Here is an 18,867-nt window from a genome sequence, read left to right on the forward strand (position 1 = left end):
TTCCTTAATTTTATGTCACAATTTATAAAAATATACGACGATAAACCCAACGAATCAGCTATCAAAAAAGTAGTTGATGTTTTAAAAAATGGTGGTTTAATAATTTATCCAACCGATACTGTCTATGGATTAGGTTGTGATATTACCAATTTAAAAGCTTTAGAAAAAGTGGCAAAAATTAAAGGAATCAAACTTGAAAAAGCCAATCTGTCTTTCATTTGTTACGATTTAAGTCACATTTCTGACTATGTTAAACAAATTGACACTTCAACTTTTAAATTACTTAAACGCGCTCTTCCAGGACCTTATACTTTTATTTTGCCAGGAAATAATGACTTGCCAAAAGTATTCAAAAATAAAAAAACGGTTGGAATTCGTGTACCCGATAATAACATTATTCGCGCTATTGTAAAAGAATTGGGTAATCCAATCATTTCAACTTCAATTTATGATGAAGATGAAGTTTTAGAATATTCTACAGATCCTGAATTGATTTTTGAAAAATGGCAAAACATTGTAGATGTTGTAATTGATGGAGGTTATGGTTATAATATTCCATCAACAATAATCGATTTGTCAGGATATGAGCCAGAGGTAATTCGTGAAGGAAAAGGAAGTTTAGATATTTTGTAAATATGAAATTAGTGAAGTTCCTTCTTGTATTTTTCATCATTACTTCTATTTCTTTTGCTCAAGTTGTAAAAGGTAAAATTATTGATGAAAAAAATCAACCTTTGCCGGGTGCAAACATTTATTTTGATGGAACTTCAATTGCAACAATAGCTGATAAAGATGGAGCATTTCAATTGCAATATGGAGGTAAAATTAATAGTATTTTAGCCGTTAGTTTTATCGGATATCAAACGCAATATATCAAAGATTATGATAATGGTAAAGAACTTAATATAGTTCTAAAAGAAGTCGTTAACATTCTGAATGAAGTTGTTTTGAAAAAAGATCGCTTTTCAAGAAAGCAAAAATTACAATTATTTCGTGAACAATTTTTAGGGCAAACAACAGTTGGAAGAAAAGCTAAAATAGAAAATGAAGACGATTTATATTTTGATTATGATGAGGCCACAAATACTTTCAAAGCTTATTCAGACAAACCTTTAATAATCAATAATGCACTTTTAGGTTACAAAATAAACTACGAATTGGTTGATTTTGAAGTTAAGTTTTTGTCAACTAGCATAAGTTCTTCAGAAGTATATAGAAGTTTTTATTTAGGATTATCTCGATACGAAGAAGTCGAATCAAATCCTAAAATACTAAAGCAACGCCAAAAATGTTATGAAGGATCCCAATTGCATTTTTTTAGAAATTTAGTAAACAATGTTTGGGACAAAGACAATTTTCTTCTGTTTGTAGGTAAGTTTCAAGACAATCCTAATAATCATTTTAAGATAACTGGAGAATCTGATTCTAAACAAGTTATTGTTAGTAAACAAGATAAATCATTAGTAGGAAAGAAGTTTATTGCCGAATTCAATTTGTTATATAAGAAGAAACAACAATCAAGAATAATTTTTGAAACCGATACTTTTTTTGTAGATCAGTTTGGCAATAATTCCAATGTAGAGAACATCATTTTTTCCGGATATATAGCACAGTTGAAAGTTGCAGATATGGTTCCGTTGAATTATGGTATAATATAAAAAAAACGCCTCGATTTCTCAAGGNATAGAATTCATCGATTTTTGGTAAAACAACGATTCTAGTTCTTCTATTAGTCGCTCTATTTTCAGCAGTTTTGTTATCCACTAATGGCACATATTCTCCACGTCCAGCAGCTATTAATTGAGAAGGTTTTACACCTAAATCTTTAGTTAAGACTCTAACAATTGCAGTGGAACGTTTTACACTTAAATCCCAGTTGTCTAACAAAACAGCATTACCTGTAAATGGAACGCTATCTGTATGACCTTCTACCATACATTCAAATGTTGGTTTGTCGTTAACTACTTTAGCAACTTTTGCCAAAACTTCTTTAGCTCTGTCACTTACTACATAACTTCCGCTTTTGAAAAGTAATTTATCAGCAATAGAAATAAAAACCACACCTTTTTCTACATTAACTTCAATATCTGGATCTGAAATTCCAACCGAACTTTTTAAACTTGTTACCAATGCTAGCGTAACACTATCTTTTTTAGTTAAAGCATCTTGCATTCTAGAAATTTTCAAATCTTTTTCTTTAATAGACTCTAATGCTTTTTCAATATTAGCAGCTCCTTGCTGAGTTAATGTTGTCATATTCCCAACATTATTTATCAACTCGGAATTATTTTTCTTTAAATATTCGTTTTGTTTTTCAAGTGCTTCTCTTTCTGTTAAGCACATATTTAATTTTACTGTTGTAGAATTTAATAAATCCTGACAGTCTTTGTTTTTTTGCTCTAATTCAGCTAGTTTCTTTTTGGTTCCACACGATGTTAATGTCAATGCAGCCAATGAAAACATAAAAATTACTTTTCTCATAATGAATTTGATTTTTGATATTGCAAAATTACAATTTCTTGATTGTTAAAACGTACATTTACTATAAAGTATTGTTAATTATCTCTCAAAAACCTTGCCTCCTTTAACAAAATAGGAGTAAACTATACTTTTGGTGTGAAAGTAATTTTCCTTTTGAACAGAGTTTCGTTTCTTTAAGTTTTTGGAAATCAAATGATAAAAATGAAAGTGTGCCTTTATAATTGCAAAGCAATGTTTAAATTTTCCTTGAAAAATAAATTTTATTCCAGCGATTCCATCTAAGACCAATCTAAGGAAGATTATTGAAAACAATTTGTTTTTTGGTAAATTTTTCAAAAGCATTAACAAAGAATTTCTAAAGTTTAAAAATGTTTTCTTCGGATTTCCTTCATTCAAAGTTGCACCTCCAACATGATAAACAATAGATTTTGAAGTATATTTTGCTTTATATCCAACGTTGAATGCTCTCCAGCATAAATCAATTTCCTCTTGATGCGCAAAGAAATCGCCATCAAAACCATTTAAATTTCTAAACACTTCTTTTCTAATGAAAAAACAAGCACCACTAGCCCAAAAGATATCTTTTTCATCATTATATTGAAGGTTATCTTTTTCAATAGTTTCAAAAATTCTTCCTCGACAAAAAGGAAATCCATATTTGTCAATAAATCCGCCTGCTGCTCCTGCATACTCAAAATATTCTTTGCTCTTAAAATCAAGAATTTTTGGCTGAATTATGGCAACATCACTTTCAGATTCAAATATGGAAAGGATAGGAGTAAGCCAGTTTTCTGTAACTTCAACATCTGAATTTAAAAGACAATAATACTCTTCTTCAACTTGTTGTAAAGCAATGTTATAGCCATTTGAAAATCCATAATTCCCATCGTTTTTGATGATTTTTATGGTTGGATAATTATCTTTTACAAATTGAATAGAATTATCCGTAGAAGCATTGTCGGCAACATAAATTGAAGCCTCACTAGAATAGGAAATGACAGATGGCAGAAACTGTTCTAACAATTTTACACCATTCCAATTCAATACAACGACAGCGATTTTTTTCAAAATTTATTTATTTGTAGTTTCAAATTCAGGAAGTTCTTTTAGAAAAACGTATTTTTCATTTTCAAAATCCATTTGGCAAAAATAATGATTTAAGCCATTAGTTACCATAAGATATTTGGCTTTTAAAACTAAATTATATCTTGCAATTTGATCAAAGGTTTGTTGTGATATTTTCACCTCAGGTGCCTTACATTCTATTAATAAAAATAATTCTCCATTTGGTTGATATACAACTACATCATATCTCTTATTTAAATCATTAATTTTAATTAGTTTTTCAACGTTAATATACGATTTAGGATAGTTTTTCTCTTGTAATAAAAACTGAACTACATGCTGACGAACCCATTCTTCTGGAGTGAGAATGATAAATTTTTTCCTAATTTCATCGAAGATAGCTACTTTATTTTCACTATTTTTGAACCGAAACGTAAATGTTGGAAAATTGAGTTTTTGCATGAAGCAAAAATAGTTAATTTATACAAACTGCCAACTGCTACTGAACACTGAATACTTATAATAATGGATGAAGTTGTAAAAATTATCAATGATATAAAAGCAGGAAATATCAAACCTATTTATTTTTTAATGGGTGATGAGCCTTATTATATTGATAAATTGACCGAATATATTGAGCAAAATATCTTGCAAGAACATGAACGCGATTTCAATCAAACTATTTTATACGGAAGAGACGTGACCATTGAAGATGTTGTTGGAAATGCAAAACGTTTTCCAATGATGTCTGATAGACAGGTTGTTGTAGTTCGTGAAGCTCAAGAATTATCACGAACTATTGATAAAATTGAAAGTTATGTAGAAAATCCGCAACCTACAACCGTTTTAGTTTTTGCTTACAAATATAAAACACTCGATAAACGTAAAAAAGTTACCAAATTGTTAGACAAGCATGGAGTAGTTTTTGAAAGTAAAAAAATGTACGACAATCAAGTTGGTACATGGATTTCAAGAGTTTTACAAGGTAAAGGATATTCAATTGAACCTAAAGCAAATGCAATGTTAGTTGAATTTCTAGGAAATGACTTGAGCAGAATCAGTAATGAATTGAACAAACTACAAATTATTTTACCAAAAGGTCATACCATTAATCCGAAGGATATCGAAGAAAATATTGGTTTTAGTAAAGATTTTAATGTCTTTGAATTGCAAAATGCGTTAGGTTCAAGAAATCAATTGAAAGCCTATCAAATTGCACAATATTTTGCGGATAACCCAAAAGATAATCCGATGGTTGTGACTACAAGTTTGGTTTTTAGTTTCTTTATAAAGCTGTTGAAGTATCATGGATTAAAAGATAAAAATCCTAAAAATGTTGCTGCTGTTTTGGGTGTTAGTCCTTATTTCTTAAAGGATTATGATGTTGCTTTAAAAAACTATCCTATGAAAAAAGTGAGTTCAATTGTAGCAACATTGCGAGATATTGATGTAAAAAGCAAAGGTGTAGGTGCTAATTCGTTACCAAATCACGATTTATTAAAGGAAATGTTGGTTAAGATTTTTAATTAGCATAGAGTTTTTATGAACCAATTAAATATTCAAAGATTACTTTTTCTATTTTTATTTTTTGTTACAATAGTCTCAAACATTAGCTTTTTGTTGATTTACGAAGTATTATTTTACCTATCATTTGAATACTTAAATTCTAATTCAAATTATTTAAAAATAAAATCACATAAGTTTTATAATTGGTTGTTTTTATCCTTTTTAGGTTTTATTATTTTTGTAAGAATAGATATTTTTAATTTTTCTAAAACCATTGATTATCATTTAAATAGTTTAGAACACTTGTTTTTTGCTTTTGTGATTTGCCTAACATTATATGTTTACATGCTGATTTTCAATTTGATTTCAAGTAAATTTTATCTGAATTTATTAATTGTGTTTATTGCATTTAATGGAATAGGATTTTTAAATGAGTATTTTCAGAATTTTTATCAGCAAAAACCTATTTTTTATTTAAAAGAAACCAACATAAAAGATATAATTATTAATATTATTGGTTCGTCATTAGTTGTAATTCTATCATTGTTTTATAAATTTAAAAATTAGTTTAAAATTTCATCAATATTCACGATATTTGTACTCCTCAAAAATAAATTAAATTGCAAATTATGGGAATGAATAAAAATACTGTTTTTGGTTGGGCTACTTTAATAATGATTGTAATGGGATTAATTCTAATTGGATTAGGAGCATTCAGATATGATGAAACAGCTGGTTGGGGCTTTGGAGCAACTGGCGTAGGTTTTTTAGCCAACGCATGGGTTTTTAATGCATTAAAAGGAAGAGTTTAGTTTTAAATTAATATAACAAAATAAAAATGTCAGACGATAAGAAAGTAATTTTCTCAATGCAAAAATTGAGTAAATCGTATCAAGGAAGTGATAAGCAAGTGTTGAAAAACATCTATTTAAGTTTCTTTTATGGAGCTAAAATTGGTATTCTTGGACTTAATGGTTCTGGAAAATCATCGTTATTAAAAATCATTGCTGGAGTTGATAAAAACTATCAAGGTGATGTGGTTTTTCAACCAGGTTACACAGTTGGTTATTTAGAACAAGAACCACAATTAGACGATACTAAGACGGTTATTGAAATCGTAAAGGAAGGTGTAGCAGAAACTGTTGCCGTTCTAGAAGAGTTCAACAAGATTAATGATATGTTTGGTTTGCCAGAAGTTTATGAAGATGCAGATAAAATGCAAAAACTGATGGACAGACAAGCTGATTTACAAGATAAGATTGACGCTTCTGGTGCTTGGGAATTAGATACCAAACTTGAAATTGCAATGGATGCTTTACGCACACCAGAAGGCGATACACCTATCAAACACTTATCTGGTGGAGAGCGTCGTCGTGTGGCTTTATGTCGTTTATTATTACAACAACCAGACGTTTTATTATTAGATGAGCCAACAAATCACTTAGATGCTGAATCAGTTCTTTGGTTAGAACAACATTTAGCACAATATGCTGGAACTGTAATTGCAGTAACCCACGATAGATATTTCTTAGACAACGTTGCTGGTTGGATTTTAGAACTTGATAGAGGTGAAGGTATTCCATGGAAAGGAAATTATTCCTCTTGGTTAGATCAAAAATCTAAACGAATGGAGCAAGAAGAAAAAACAGCTTCAAAACGTAGAAAAACTTTAGAACGTGAGTTGGACTGGGTTCGTCAAGGAGCAAAAGGAAGACAAACCAAACAAAAAGCACGTCTTCAGAACTATGATAAATTATTGAACGAAGACCAAAAAGAATTAGATGAAAAATTAGAAATCTACATTCCAAATGGACCACGTTTAGGAACAAATGTTATAGAAGCTAAAGGTGTAGCAAAGGCATTTGGAGATAAATTATTATATGATGATTTGAATTTCACATTACCACAAGCAGGAATAGTTGGAATTATTGGACCAAATGGTGCAGGAAAATCAACTATTTTCAGAATGATCATGGGAGAAGAAACTCCTGATGGAGGAACATTTGAAACTGGTGAAACAGTTAAAATAGCTTACGTTGATCAAGCGCACTCTAATATTGATCCAAATAAATCTATTTGGGAAAACTTCTGTGATGGTCAAGAACTTATTATGATGGGTGGACGACAAGTTAATTCAAGAGCTTATTTATCACGTTTTAATTTCGGTGGAAGCGAGCAAAACAAAAAAGTATCAGCGCTTTCTGGAGGTGAACGAAACCGTTTACATCTTGCAATGACTTTAAAAGAAGAAGGAAACGTACTTTTACTAGATGAGCCAACCAACGATTTAGATATTAATACATTACGTGCTTTAGAAGAAGGTTTAGAGAATTTTGCAGGATGTGCAGTAGTTATTTCTCACGATAGATGGTTTTTAGATAGAATTTGTACTCATATTTTAGCCTTTGAAGGCGATTCTCAAGTGTATTGCTTTGAAGGAGGTTTCTCTGAATATGAAGAAAACAAGAAAAAACGATTAGGTGGTGACTTGACACCTAAAAGATTAAAATATAAAAAGTTAATTAGAAATTAAGTATATTTGCATCAAATCCCAATTTTAGGTTGGGATTTTTTTTTATAAAATTAAAGCCCCAAACTTTAAACTTATAATTTGATTATTTTGAAATTATTTAAAATTGTATTTCTACTAATAGCCTTTTTGGGTTCTCAGTTTTTCTTTTCTCAAGAACAAGTTCGTTCAAAAAAAGAAATTGAAAATTTGTTAGCCAATGCAGGTTCTGCTTTTTTTAATTTAGATGTAGACAAGTCACTCAAATTGTCAAAAACGGCTTTAGACAATGCATATAAAATAAAGGACGATGCATTAATGGCAAAAGCCTACAATATTATTGGACTTAATTTTGAAGAATTTTACAATCCGGATAAAGGATTTGAGTATTATCAGAAAGCACTCAAGCATGTAGAATTAGCTAAAAATGATTCTATTCGAGATTGGGTAAATAACAATATTGGAAGTTATTATTCTTACAGAAAAAATAATTTCAAAAAAAGTATTGAATACTATAAGAAAGCTCTGTTTTTTTCGGAAAAAATAAAAGATTCTATAGAAATCATGTACACTAAACTTAATATTGCATCAGCTTATTTTGCAATTAATGATTTTAAAAATGGAATTGGCTATCTTGAAAGAACTAAAGATTATGTACTTAAAAATAATGAATTAGAAGCTAAAATTTCTTTATGTACTATGATGGGCTCCTATTATAGTTTTTATAATGACAATACCAAAGCAGAACAGTTTTTTACTGAAGCTATAAATTTAAGTAAACAAAACACTTCTGAGCTTTTAGATTCTAATATTTGTGATGTTTACAATGATTTTTCAAAGCATTACAAAAAAAACAAGAATTATGAAAAAGCATTTTATTACCTAAATCTTCATCAGCAACTAAAAGAAAAAGTTTATAATGATGAGCGTATTAAAAAAGTAAAATTAGCGGGAAGTGAAATTGAATTAGCTGAATATCAAAGACAAATTGATAAAATTGAAGTTGAAAAATCAAAGCAATCAAAAGATTTAAAAGAATCTAAATTAATTGTTTTACTTTTTGTAATTATCCTTTTCATTTTGTTGTTATTGCTTTATTCATTGTATAAAAATAATGTTTTCAGGGAACAATCGAACCGCGAGTTAAAATTAACAAACGAGGAATTGAAAGTTGCTAAAGAAAAAGCAGAAATAGCTTCTCAATTAAAAACTCAGTTTGTTTCAACAATTAGTCATGAATTAAGAACGCCTCTTTATGGAGTTGTTGGAATTACAAACATTATTCTTGATGAGCACAAAGAGTTAGCTAATAGTCCGCATTTAAATTCTTTAAAATTTTCAGCAAGATATCTTTTGTCATTAGTGAATGATTTACTTCAAATCAATAAAATAGAAGAAAATAAAATCTCATTGGAAAATATGATTTTTAATGTTTCTGACGAAATTAAAACTATTGTTGATTCCTTAGAATTTATTGCAGTAAAAAACAACAATAAATTAATTGCTAATATTGATATAAATATACCTGAATTCTTAATTGGAGATAAACTGCGTTTGTCACAAGTATTCATGAATTTAGTTAGTAATGCATTGAAATTTACCAAAGATGGTAAAGTTATAGTTACAGCAAAACAAGAAAGAATAGAAGGAACTAAACATTATATTTATTTCAGTATTGAAGATAATGGTGTAGGTATAGCAATAGAAGATCAAGAGAAAATTTTTGAGAAGTTTGTTCAAATAGAACGTAAAGAAGGAGATTATCAAGGTACTGGATTAGGTCTATCTATTGTTCAAAAATTAACCGAATTGTTTGGAAGTAAAATTCATCTTGAAAGTGAAGAAGGTGTTGGAACTACATTTTCATTTACCATTGGTTTTGAAGCTGATGAAACCAAAAAGAATGAAATTATAAATAACATTGTTGTTGATTTATCTTCAAATCATTTTTACAAAATTCTTGTCGTGGAAGACAATAAAATCAATCAAATTGTTACTAAGAAAATTCTGGAAAGCAATAATTTTAAAAGTACCATTCTTGAAGATGGTTACGCCGCTATAGAATTATTAGACAAAGAAAATTTTGATGTGATTTTAATGGACATCAATATGCCAATTATTAATGGATTTGATACTACAAAACTCATTAGGAAAAAAGGTGTTATTACACCAATAATAGCCTTGACTGCATTTGACAAACAAGAAATTACCGAACAAGCTCTTTCTAGTGGTATGAATGATATTATTATCAAACCTTTTGAACAAGCTAAGTTATTTCAGGTTATTAATAGTCTTGTAATAAAAAAAAACATTGATTAATACCAACGTTTTTTATTCTTTTTAGAAGCATCTGATTTTCTTGAATTTCCAGATTCTGGTTTCTTTTTATTTCTTAAATCTGGTTTTGCATCCGGATTAGGAACTTCGTCTGTGTAGGGATAAGGATGTTCTTTTTCTACTTTTACATTAATCTTGATTAGCTTTTCAATATCTTTCCAATAAGGCTGCTCGTCTTTGGCACAAAATGAAATTGCCAAACCAGTATTTCCAGCTCTTCCGGTTCTTCCAATACGGTGAACATAAGTTTCTGAAATGTTTGGAATATCAAAATTGATTACATAAGGCAAACTTTCGATATCAATTCCACGAGCTGCAATATCGGTGGCAACTAATACAGATATTTCTTTATTTTTGAATGCATCTAAAACACGTTGTCTAGCATTTTGCGATTTATCTCCGTGAATTGCCTCTGCAGTTACATTATTTTTCTTTAATGCTTTTACTACGTTATCAGCACCATGTTTAGTTCTTGTAAAAACCAATACATTTTCGATTTTATCATTTCTGATAATGTGATATAATAATTTTCTTTTGTCTTCTTTTCCAACAAAATAGACTTTTTGATTTACTTTCTCTGCAGTTGAAGAAACTGGATCTACCGAAACATACTTTGGTTTGGTCAAAAAAGTATCTGCTAATTCACGAATAGCCATAGGCATCGTTGCAGAAAATAAAAGTGTTTGTCTGTTATCGGGTGTTAGTTTTACGATTTTCTTTACATCATTAATAAAACCCATATCCAACATTTGGTCAGCTTCATCTAAAACTAGAAAATGCAAATGATCTAAATCGATAAAACCTTGTTTGTGAAGATCTAAAAGTCTTCCTGGCGTTGCGATTAGAATATCTATTCCTTTTTTTAGTTGATCAACTTGTGGTACTTGGCTCACACCACCAAAAATAACCATTGAACGAATATTGGTATATTTTCCGTAAGTATTGAAACTTTCGTCAATTTGAATAGCTAATTCACGAGTAGGAGTAACCACCAAAGTTCTTATAACTTTTCTCTTGGAAGAAGAGCCTACCAAACGATGTAACATGTTTATAATAGGAATAGCAAATGCAGCTGTTTTTCCGGTACCAGTTTGAGCACAACCTACTAAATCGGTTCCTTCAAGAATTACAGGAATGGCTTGTTGTTGAATAGGAGTAGGCGATTCATAACCTTCTTCGGTTAATGCCTGTTGTATGTTTTTTAATAAATTTAATTCGCTGAATGTCATAATTGTAATCGTCTTGAACTGTTTCAAGTGGTTGCAAAGATAGGTTATATTTATTAAACCTTATTTTTAGTCAATAAATTGGGAAGTTGAGATTTGATTTATACATATTTCAAATTATTGTCAATTTTTAGGATGATATTATTTGAACAATCAACCATTTTTTTGTTTTAAGTAATTTAATAAATCAAGAATATGTTGTTGTGTATGGTTTTTAAAAATAAACTCAAAATGCCAAAGACCATCTGCTAAGCTATTATTTACAATTCTCCATTTGATTTCTAAAAGATCTTTTATAATATCTAATAAATCGTCAGTTGCATCTCCTAATGCAGAATCTTCAATATTATCAATATCATTTATATCAAGTATAGTTTTGTAAAAACCAAAATTGCCAAAATTAGTTTTTAAATTGTCTTTGATATTTGAAAATTTTTGAATGTCAAATTCTAAATATTCATTTTCATCAAATTCGTAATTAATATCAAAATATAAATAGTAAAGTTTTACAAGATTCTTTTCTAATTCTTTTTCTTTATTTGATTCAATTATGTTTGATTGTAATCCATACTTAATAATTTCATCTATCGTTGTAATTAGGTCTTTCATTTTGATGGTTTTTAATAAGTTTTAATTACTTTAAAATTTGTCGTTTGATAATAGTTAATTTATTTTCTCAAAATCTTCTCCATGGTTCTACCTTTAGCCAATTCGTCTATTAGTTTATCTAAATAACGAATCTTTTGCATCAATTTGTCTTCGATTTCTTCTATTCTATAACCACAAATTACTCCAGTTATTTTAGTAACATTTTCGTTTAATTGTGGAGCTTGTTCAAAGAAGGTTTCGAAAGTAATCTTGTTATCTAAAATCTGTTGCAATTGCTCTGGATTGTATCCAGTAAGCCAACGAACGATGGTGTCAACTTCTTCTTTGCTTCGACCTTTTTTCTCAGCTTTGTTTATATAATGTGGATAAACACTCGCAAAAGAAGTTGTGAATATTCTATGATTTTCCATAATTATTAATTCTTTGAAGAGTTCCAAGTGCCATCCATTCCTGCACCATTAAATGTCCAAGTACCACTTCCGGTTTTACTTTGAAAACTTCCTATAAAATCTGTGGTGATATTGAAGGTTGTATTTTTCATGGTTCCTACTAAATCGCCATTTTGATTGACTTGACCAGACAAACTAAAATCATGGTCAGGACTTGATTGGTTTGTTATTACTTTGCCACTAAAATTTCCGTTAGGTAAAATTTTACCAGTCCAAGTTCCAACAAAACCTCCGTCGATTGTTCCAGTCCAATTTCCAACGTATGGGTTTGGATTATCATCATCTTTAGAACATGATGTTGAAAAAACTGTAGTTGAAATAATCAATAGAAGTAAAAGTACTTTTTTCATTTTTTTGGGTTTTTAATGCTTTTCAAATTTAAAAATAAAATTAAATGTCAGTATAGACCATACGTTTTTTTAAAAGAATCCCTTTTAGTTAAATGACATTCCCACAATTAAGTTTATCGAATTGGTTTTTACAGTTCCACCGTTCCAAACGTCTATTTTACTAGTGTTTGTTAGTCCGAGGTTTTCTCTTATTTCTAGATTAATTGTTTTCTTATTTTTTAAATCAAAGCTTCTGCCTAGTCCAAAAGACCATCCAAAATCAGTTTTTTTATTATTCTTTGTAGTAACAACATCTGAAGAGCCAAATCCAGATACATTAAGGTCGTTTGTAAATTTGGATTGCAATAAAAATCCAATAAAAGGTCCGCTATTGAGGTAGAAGCTATCTTTATTTGTAAAATTATATTTTAATAAAATGGGTAGCACTAAATAATCATAATGTCTTTTGGAAGTGAAATTATATTCTTGCATTGGATCGTCAAAATTCTGTCTGATATAAATATTGTTTGCCGCTTTTTGGCTTTTGCGTTCGTAATTAAGTTCTATTTTTAGGCTTAATTTTTCCTTCATTTGGTATTCGAAATTTATTCCTCCTAAATAAGCAAACGCAGGACTTTCGTTATATACTTGACTGTAAGCTGAAGGAACAGTATATCCTCTGTAATTAGAATAGTTGAAACCAGCTTGAAAACCAAACTTAATTTTGGAACTTTGTGAAAAAGAAAAAAAGGAAGTTAGTAGCGTAAAAATTAAAAGGCTTTTTTTCATTGGAACAATTTTGATAGTTTACAAAAAACATTTCTTAACTCAACTCCACTAATGTTTTAGCTTTAATGAAATCGGTTACTAAATAGCCAATTAATTTTCCAACTAAGTGGCTGTTTTTATCGTGGTCTAAACTTGGTGCACCTTCGCAAATGTGCAGGTATGCCGCATTTTGGTGTTTACCAAAAAAGTAAATGAATTGACGCACTTCTTCCACAGAAAAACCACTTAATGTCATAGCACTACAAGGAATATTGGGAATTGAATCTAAGTCAATTTCTACTCCATAGGAATCATTTTTTATGAAATCTAGGGCAAATTGCATTTCGCTATTAAAATTTTTAGTCATTTTAATCTTCATGCTATCGTATGTGTTGTAAAGCACTCTGTCTTTTAAGGTTTTGAGTTTGTCTAAAACACTTTTGGAAGTATAGCAATGGTGCAAACCAAAGATGAAATATTTCTTGAGAAAACCTTCTTCAAAAGCATACGAAAATCCGTTTCCGCTATGGCGACCTTCCAAAATTCTGAAATCGGAATGCGCATCAAAGTTTACTGCATTGATTGGTTTTCCTTTTGCTAAAGCTGTTCCTTTTATATTTCCGTAGGCATTGTTATGTCCGCCACCAATCACCAAAGGTATTTTTCCGGCAGCTACGATTATCGAAATAATATGCGCTACTTCTTTGTCAATTTTTACTACTAACTCGCTTAATTTCTTTCTGTCGGCAGTTACATTAAAATCAAGATTTTGAACCAATTCCATTTCTTCGGCTACATCTAATGCGCCCAAAACCACAATCTGTGAGCCTTTGCAAAAACGATTGTGTTGAATATTAGCTATACTTTTTATAGCACTTTCCCAAGCAGTACTTGCTCCAGGTCGGCCATAATTGGCTCTAATTCCAATATCTTCTGGAATTCCGAATAAAACAAATTGTTGCTCACATTCTTTAAGGAATTTAGCTACATCTTTTTCTTTTGGAATGGTTACCATTTTTTCTCCAAATTTCACTTCACCGCTGCGATGATTAGTAATCTTTGACAAATCGGCTGAAGTAAAACGAATCAATTTTTCCATAGAAATAAATCTTTGGCTTCAAAAATAATATAATTATGTAAAGTTACGTTATACAATTAAATATTATTAAATTTGCTTAACAAAAAATTGTACCCAAATGGAAAATCAAAAAGGTAATACATCGTTAAAAGCCATCATTCTAGTGCTTTCATTATTGTTGTTGGGAAGTTTGTTTTACATCTTCAAATTGACAACCGATACTAAAACTCTTGAAACTGAGGTTTCTTCTGTTAAAACAGAAAAAGACAATGTTCTTAAAGATTTAGAAGAACTAAAAGCTACTTATGATGCTGCAATTGCAGAAAACACATCAATGTCTGATGAGTTAATCGCTGAAAGAGAAAAAGTTGTTGGATTGATGGCGCAATTAGAGAAATCTAAAGGTGATGTAAATGCTATGGCAAAATACAAACAACAAGTAGCTGCATTGCAAACTAAAATGAACAGTTTGATGCAAGATGTTGCTGTGTTGAAAAAAGAAAATCAAACACTTACTACAAATTTAGATAGTACAAAAGTAGTTTTGGCAGATTCTAAAAATTATAATCAAGTACTTGTAGGTCAGAATGAAGAACTTTCTAAAACCGTAGAAAAAGCTTCTAAATTGTCTGTATTAAATTTGAAAACTGGTTCTTATAAATTGAAAGGTTCTGGAAAACAAGTAGAAACAGACAAAGCGAGTAGAGTAGATATCTTGAAAGTGAGTTTTACTATTGCAGAAAACAGCGTAGCTAAATCTGGTGATAAAACGTATTATGTTCAAGTTATTGATAGTAAAAACAATGTTCTTGGCGATAAAGTTACTACAAGTTTTGGTGACAAATCGTTAACATATAGTTTTACATCTACTGTAAAATATGAAAATAAAACAGTTGATGTGGTTAAAGATTTACCAGGAAAAGATTTTCAAAAAGGAACGTATTTTGTAAATGTATTTGATAAAGCAGAATTGGTTTCAAAATCTAGTTTTACGTTACGATAAAACAATTATTAATTCAAAATAGGAAAAGGTGTTTGCTACGGTAAACGCCTTTTTTGTTTATAACTTGTTAGTTTATCAACGACTGAAATACTACTTTTTGATGTTATTTTGTAGTATTATAGAATTGTAATGAGCAATAAAAAAAGTATTAGTATTTTAATTGGAATTATTGGTTTGTTGTTGCTGATGTTGGCAGGAACCATAGGCTATATTCTTGGCAATACTAACGAAAATGGTTCAATTTCAACTGGAATTAGCGATGACAAAAAGGTAATGCAAGAAATTGAAAAATTAAAACAAATGTATGATTCTAAAATTGCTGAAAAAACCAATAATTATAATGCTCTTGAAGCAGAACGCGAAAAAGTTCAAGCATTAGTTGCTGAGTTAGAAAAAACTAAAAATGATGCTCAAGCTTTAGTAAAATACAAAACACAATACCAATCTTTAGAATCTAAAATGAGACTTTTGGTAGATGAGATTGTAGTTTTGAAAAACAAGAAGACAAATATTACGATTAAGCAAGAAAAAGCTCAAGTTGCCAAAAAAGTAAACCAACCAAAAATAGAAAATACAGTTACACCAGTGACTATTCCTTCAAAGAAAGAGGCATTAGCTGTAACTAAAACAGAATCTATAAAACCTAAATCGGATGATTTTTTTACTAAAAAAGAATTGCCTAAGCAAGAAGTTGTAGAAGTTAAAAAAACTTCACCACAAGTTCGATTTGAGAAATTTTCTAAAGTTACTTTATCGAATGTAAAAGCTGGTGCGTACTCAATCAAATCTGTTGCGAAACAAATAGAAACCAACGTTTCTGGAAAAGCCGATTTGATTAAAATTACTTTTACACTCAATGATAATCCAACGGCTAAAAGTGGAGAAAAGAATTACTACATTCAGATTATTGACGGAAAAAACAATGTTTTAGGCAAACGCATCACTGAGTATTTTGATAATGAATCGTTGACATACAGCTTAAGTAAAACCCTAAATTACAACAACCAACAAATGGATTGCACCATAGAGTTTGCTAAAAAAGACTTCGAAAAAGGTGTGTATTTTGTCAATATTTTTGATAGAGATGAGTTAGTTGGCCGTTATAATTTTACTTTGAAATAGAGAATGTGTTTTTTTGATGCATCATCATGATCATTTATTGCTAAAGAACTTTTTCGATTCTAATGACAACTCTTCTGTTCGCGTAACGAATGTCTTTTAGTTTTTTAGAAATAGCAATTTTTCTTTTCTCGGGTTTTGTTTCACCAAAATAACTTATTTGCATTTGGTCGGTTGTAATTCCTTTGCTAATAAGATAATCGGCTATAGCTTGAACTCTTTTTTTAGAAAGTTCAAGATTGTTTATTTCAGTTCCTACATCATCGGTGTATCCTTCTAAATAAATAATGAATTTTGAAGATTTTTCTGTTTCAAATTTATCAATAATATTATTATCCAAAAAAGAAGCATTTGTAGCACTAACTTCCCATTGATTGGTTGGATAATAAAGTGTATAGATTGGAGCTGCTAATTCCGTTTTAGATGCCGTCTGTGCCACAAGATTAGTCAAAGTAAAGGAGCATATTAATAGGATTACTGAAAAGTTTTTGAGCATAGTCATTGTAAAGTTTTTATTAAGGCTAATTTAATAAAATAAAGATGGTTTTCATTAGGAATAAGTCGATTTTTTGAGTAACTTTATGTAAAGAATAGATAGCATGATTAAAGTAAACAAAGCTTTTATTTTAGATATTTATAAACCAATAGTAAACGACACTCACAAAGGAATTCAAGGTCACGCGCTATTAATTGGTGGCAGTTATAGTAAAATGGGTTCGGTGTGTTTGTCAAGTAAAGCCGCTTTGAAATCGGGTTGTGGTTTGGTTACAGCATTTGTACCTAAATGTGGTTATGAAATTGTTCAAATTGCATTTCCAGAAGCAATGGTTTTGATCGATGAAAATGAAAAGGTACTTTCAAATATAGAATACACTATTGAACCAGATGCCATCGGAATTGGCATGGGAATAGGACAAGATGTGATTACCGAAAAGGCATTTTACAATTTTTTACTCCAGAACAAAACCAATTTGGTTATTGATGCCGATGGATTGAATATTTTGTCAAAAAACAATAACTGGTTGTCGCTTTTACCACAAAAAACCATCATCACACCACATAAAAAAGAGCTAGAACGACTAATTGGAACATGGCAATCTGAGGAAGAAAAGTTGGAAAAAGTCATCCAGTTTTCTTTGGATCATGATTTGGTTGTTGTTGTGAAAGGCGCACCAACTTTAGTAATTTACCATTCAGAAATTTACCAAAACACTACAGGAAATCAAGCCTTAGCAACAGCTGGAAGCGGAGATGTTTTATCAGGAATCATTACTAGTTTACTTGCTCAAAGTTACAATCCAATAAACGCTGCAATTTTAGGTGTTTACCTTCACGGATTAACTGCTGATATTGCTGCACCTGAAATGAGTTATCAAGCGTTTGTTGCTAGTGATATAATTTCATATTTAGGAAAAGTTTATCTGAGTTTAGAAAATTAAATTTATTTTGTAGCGGTTTCTGTAAAATCTTCTCTAATTTTCTGTTGTTCTAAAATTTCTTTTAGAAATGGAGTGGTTTGCTTTTCAATTTCATCTACTGAAATAGATATTATTTTTGGATTTTTAATCAATTGTAACCAAGGTTTAGGTTCATCATATGTATAGTTTCCAAATACAATAACTGGAGTTCCTTTTACTTTAATTTCTTCTTTATCATCCAAAATCCATTCATCTGCCCATTCATAAAGGAATTTGGCATCTTTTTCCAACAATCGTAAACAAGAATGTGAAAAAGGTAATCCAGGTAAACTATATTCATGGAAGCCAACTCCTAGTTTATTTTCGATATTAAAATTCCATTTTAGTTCCCATTCATCATCAAAAGTACTTGTTGTTTTTTCAGCTTTCCAATTGGTAAAAAACAATCCTAAAGGTGTTTTATCTTTTTTTCTACCCATATTGGTTGGTCCAGAATAGGTTAGGACTCCGTTTTTATAGGCACCAAATGTTTGCGTTGGATAAGAGAAAATTAAAACTTTAGCAACGTCTTTCAAATAGTCAACTTGCAATGGAAATGGTAAATAATAAACCACATCACCATCAAAATCACTTGGAATCACAAGGGAATCCAGTTTAGATAAATTGGCTCTGTCCGTTCGATTTATAGCTGTTACAATTTCTATTTTTGAGCTGTCAGTTGCATTTTGTTTCAACCACATTTTAGTGTTTTCCATTGTATAAGAAACTACTTTGGGTTGTTTTCTAACAATCTCTTTTGCTAGATGTACCGAAGTTCTGTTTTGTTTACAAGAAATTAAAGTTACAATTGAAATTATTGTTAAAAGAAGAATTTTAGATTTCATAAGTTCAGGTTTGTGCAAAACTCTTCATTTAATTTGAATAAACTTTTACACAATTACCTAAATAAGTTGTTTAAATACCATTCTAA

Annotated in this window: 20 protein-coding genes; 9 read left to right on the top strand and 11 right to left on the bottom strand. The window is 29.9% G+C overall.

Features of this window, described 5'->3' with window-relative positions; translation table 11 throughout:
• The first annotated feature begins 12 nt into the window (after nucleotides 1-12).
• Nucleotides 13-633: an L-threonylcarbamoyladenylate synthase gene (locus tag ABD771_RS10625; protein ID WP_298308086.1), complete on the top strand. Its 621-nt coding sequence runs from the start codon at nucleotides 13-15 to the stop codon at nucleotides 631-633.
• Between the two features lie 2 nt (nucleotides 634-635).
• Nucleotides 636-1,658: a carboxypeptidase-like regulatory domain-containing protein gene (locus ABD771_RS10630; protein WP_345094333.1), complete on the top strand. Its 1,023-nt coding sequence runs from the start codon at nucleotides 636-638 to the stop codon at nucleotides 1,656-1,658.
• Here the strand turns inward: ABD771_RS10630 and ABD771_RS10635 are convergent.
• The 3 genes from ABD771_RS10635 to ABD771_RS10645 all read right to left on the bottom strand — a co-directional run bounded on the left by ABD771_RS10635 (nucleotide 1,588) and on the right by ABD771_RS10645 (nucleotide 4,008).
• A complete protein-coding gene (locus ABD771_RS10635; protein ID WP_425556488.1) occupies nucleotides 1,588-2,463 on the bottom strand; it encodes an OmpA/MotB family protein in 876 nt (291 codons plus the stop codon). The two genes, ABD771_RS10630 and ABD771_RS10635, sit on opposite strands and share 71 nt — an antisense overlap.
• A 96-nt stretch (nucleotides 2,464-2,559) precedes the next feature.
• The gene (locus tag ABD771_RS10640; protein ID WP_345094338.1) at nucleotides 2,560-3,549 is read right to left on the bottom strand and encodes a glycosyltransferase family 2 protein; all 990 of its coding nucleotides are present in this window, start codon (nucleotides 3,547-3,549) and stop codon (nucleotides 2,560-2,562) included.
• A 3-nt stretch (nucleotides 3,550-3,552) separates the two neighbouring features.
• On the bottom strand, nucleotides 3,553-4,008 hold the full coding sequence (locus ABD771_RS10645) for a type I restriction enzyme HsdR N-terminal domain-containing protein (protein ID WP_345094340.1): 456 nt from the start codon (nucleotides 4,006-4,008) through the stop codon (nucleotides 3,553-3,555).
• A gap of 63 nt (nucleotides 4,009-4,071) precedes the next feature.
• Here ABD771_RS10645 and holA point away from each other — a divergent pair, with 63 nt between their 5' ends.
• From holA to ABD771_RS10665, 4 genes are all read left to right on the top strand, one after another.
• Nucleotides 4,072-5,076: a DNA polymerase III subunit delta gene (gene holA, locus ABD771_RS10650; protein WP_345094342.1), complete on the top strand. Its 1,005-nt coding sequence runs from the start codon at nucleotides 4,072-4,074 to the stop codon at nucleotides 5,074-5,076.
• Nucleotides 5,077-5,681: 605 nt separating this feature from the next.
• Nucleotides 5,682-5,864, top strand: a complete 183-nt coding sequence (locus ABD771_RS10655; RefSeq protein WP_345094344.1) for a CAL67264 family membrane protein — start codon at nucleotides 5,682-5,684, stop codon at nucleotides 5,862-5,864.
• 26 nt (nucleotides 5,865-5,890) lie between these two features.
• Nucleotides 5,891-7,585 (top strand): energy-dependent translational throttle protein EttA, encoded by a 1,695-nt coding sequence (ettA, locus tag ABD771_RS10660; protein WP_345094346.1) that lies wholly within the window; start codon nucleotides 5,891-5,893, stop codon nucleotides 7,583-7,585.
• 87 nt (nucleotides 7,586-7,672) lie between these two features.
• On the top strand, nucleotides 7,673-9,880 hold the full coding sequence (locus ABD771_RS10665) for a tetratricopeptide repeat-containing hybrid sensor histidine kinase/response regulator (RefSeq protein WP_345094348.1): 2,208 nt from the start codon (nucleotides 7,673-7,675) through the stop codon (nucleotides 9,878-9,880).
• On the opposite strand, the gene ABD771_RS10670 is transcribed toward ABD771_RS10665, so the two are convergent.
• From ABD771_RS10670 to ABD771_RS10695, 6 genes are all read right to left on the bottom strand, one after another.
• Nucleotides 9,877-11,127: a DEAD/DEAH box helicase gene (locus ABD771_RS10670; RefSeq protein WP_345094350.1), complete on the bottom strand. Its 1,251-nt coding sequence runs from the start codon at nucleotides 11,125-11,127 to the stop codon at nucleotides 9,877-9,879. The genes ABD771_RS10665 and ABD771_RS10670 overlap by 4 nt on opposite strands.
• A 150-nt stretch (nucleotides 11,128-11,277) precedes the next feature.
• The gene (locus tag ABD771_RS10675; RefSeq protein WP_345094353.1) at nucleotides 11,278-11,733 is read right to left on the bottom strand and encodes a DUF5063 domain-containing protein; all 456 of its coding nucleotides are present in this window, start codon (nucleotides 11,731-11,733) and stop codon (nucleotides 11,278-11,280) included.
• A 59-nt stretch (nucleotides 11,734-11,792) separates the two neighbouring features.
• The gene (locus ABD771_RS10680; protein ID WP_345094356.1) at nucleotides 11,793-12,143 is read right to left on the bottom strand and encodes a DUF2200 domain-containing protein; all 351 of its coding nucleotides are present in this window, start codon (nucleotides 12,141-12,143) and stop codon (nucleotides 11,793-11,795) included.
• A gap of 5 nt (nucleotides 12,144-12,148) precedes the next feature.
• A complete protein-coding gene (locus tag ABD771_RS10685) occupies nucleotides 12,149-12,532 on the bottom strand; it encodes a hypothetical protein (RefSeq protein ID WP_345094359.1) in 384 nt (127 codons plus the stop codon).
• Nucleotides 12,533-12,616: 84 nt separating this feature from the next.
• Nucleotides 12,617-13,300, bottom strand: coding sequence for a porin family protein (locus ABD771_RS10690; RefSeq protein ID WP_345094360.1), 684 nt, complete (start codon nucleotides 13,298-13,300; stop codon nucleotides 12,617-12,619).
• A gap of 34 nt (nucleotides 13,301-13,334) precedes the next feature.
• Complete coding sequence (locus tag ABD771_RS10695) at nucleotides 13,335-14,378, bottom strand: formimidoylglutamase (RefSeq protein ID WP_345094362.1); 1,044 nt, start codon at nucleotides 14,376-14,378, stop codon at nucleotides 13,335-13,337.
• Nucleotides 14,379-14,475: 97 nt separating this feature from the next.
• On the opposite strand from ABD771_RS10695, the gene ABD771_RS10700 reads away from it, so the two are divergent.
• Both ABD771_RS10700 and ABD771_RS10705 read left to right on the top strand, forming a co-directional pair.
• The gene (locus tag ABD771_RS10700) at nucleotides 14,476-15,360 is read left to right on the top strand and encodes a hypothetical protein (protein WP_345094364.1); all 885 of its coding nucleotides are present in this window, start codon (nucleotides 14,476-14,478) and stop codon (nucleotides 15,358-15,360) included.
• Nucleotides 15,361-15,489: 129 nt separating this feature from the next.
• On the top strand, nucleotides 15,490-16,482 hold the full coding sequence (locus ABD771_RS10705; RefSeq protein ID WP_345094366.1) for a coiled-coil domain-containing protein: 993 nt from the start codon (nucleotides 15,490-15,492) through the stop codon (nucleotides 16,480-16,482).
• Nucleotides 16,483-16,522: 40 nt separating this feature from the next.
• Here the strand turns inward: ABD771_RS10705 and ABD771_RS10710 are convergent, their stop codons facing one another.
• Entirely contained in the window at nucleotides 16,523-16,975 is a 453-nt protein-coding gene (locus ABD771_RS10710; RefSeq protein ID WP_345094368.1) for an OmpA family protein, read from the bottom strand.
• Nucleotides 16,976-17,078: 103 nt separating this feature from the next.
• On the opposite strand from ABD771_RS10710, the gene ABD771_RS10715 reads away from it, so the two are divergent.
• Entirely contained in the window at nucleotides 17,079-17,918 is an 840-nt protein-coding gene (locus ABD771_RS10715; protein ID WP_345094371.1) for an NAD(P)H-hydrate dehydratase, read from the top strand.
• 2 nt (nucleotides 17,919-17,920) lie between these two features.
• Here the strand turns inward: ABD771_RS10715 and ABD771_RS10720 are convergent, their stop codons facing one another.
• Nucleotides 17,921-18,781 carry a L,D-transpeptidase gene (locus ABD771_RS10720; protein WP_345094373.1) on the bottom strand — a complete coding sequence of 287 codons (861 nt, stop codon included), beginning with the start codon at nucleotides 18,779-18,781 and terminating at the stop codon, nucleotides 17,921-17,923.
• Nucleotides 18,782-18,867 lie beyond the last annotated feature (86 nt).

The organism is Flavobacterium chungnamense (genome assembly GCF_039539165.1).
Classification (GTDB): domain Bacteria; phylum Bacteroidota; class Bacteroidia; order Flavobacteriales; family Flavobacteriaceae; genus Flavobacterium; species Flavobacterium chungnamense.

Coding starts and splice junctions, on each gene's coding strand:
- ABD771_RS10625 (WP_298308086.1), top strand. CDS start 13: ATGTCACAATTTATAAAAATATACGACGATAAACCCAACGAATCAGCT.
- ABD771_RS10630 (WP_345094333.1), top strand. CDS start 636: ATGAAATTAGTGAAGTTCCTTCTTGTATTTTTCATCATTACTTCTATT.
- ABD771_RS10645 (WP_345094340.1), bottom strand. CDS start 4,008: ATGCAAAAACTCAATTTTCCAACATTTACGTTTCGGTTCAAAAATAGT.
- holA (WP_345094342.1), top strand. CDS start 4,072: ATGGATGAAGTTGTAAAAATTATCAATGATATAAAAGCAGGAAATATC.
- ABD771_RS10655 (WP_345094344.1), top strand. CDS start 5,682: ATGGGAATGAATAAAAATACTGTTTTTGGTTGGGCTACTTTAATAATG.
- ettA (WP_345094346.1), top strand. CDS start 5,891: ATGTCAGACGATAAGAAAGTAATTTTCTCAATGCAAAAATTGAGTAAA.
- ABD771_RS10670 (WP_345094350.1), bottom strand. CDS start 11,127: ATGACATTCAGCGAATTAAATTTATTAAAAAACATACAACAGGCATTA.
- ABD771_RS10675 (WP_345094353.1), bottom strand. CDS start 11,733: ATGAAAGACCTAATTACAACGATAGATGAAATTATTAAGTATGGATTA.
- ABD771_RS10680 (WP_345094356.1), bottom strand. CDS start 12,143: ATGGAAAATCATAGAATATTCACAACTTCTTTTGCGAGTGTTTATCCA.
- ABD771_RS10685 (WP_345094359.1), bottom strand. CDS start 12,532: ATGAAAAAAGTACTTTTACTTCTATTGATTATTTCAACTACAGTTTTT.
- ABD771_RS10690 (WP_345094360.1), bottom strand. CDS start 13,300: ATGAAAAAAAGCCTTTTAATTTTTACGCTACTAACTTCCTTTTTTTCT.
- ABD771_RS10695 (WP_345094362.1), bottom strand. CDS start 14,378: ATGGAAAAATTGATTCGTTTTACTTCAGCCGATTTGTCAAAGATTACT.
- ABD771_RS10700 (WP_345094364.1), top strand. CDS start 14,476: ATGGAAAATCAAAAAGGTAATACATCGTTAAAAGCCATCATTCTAGTG.
- ABD771_RS10705 (WP_345094366.1), top strand. CDS start 15,490: ATGAGCAATAAAAAAAGTATTAGTATTTTAATTGGAATTATTGGTTTG.
- ABD771_RS10710 (WP_345094368.1), bottom strand. CDS start 16,975: ATGCTCAAAAACTTTTCAGTAATCCTATTAATATGCTCCTTTACTTTG.
- ABD771_RS10715 (WP_345094371.1), top strand. CDS start 17,079: ATGATTAAAGTAAACAAAGCTTTTATTTTAGATATTTATAAACCAATA.
- ABD771_RS10720 (WP_345094373.1), bottom strand. CDS start 18,781: ATGAAATCTAAAATTCTTCTTTTAACAATAATTTCAATTGTAACTTTA.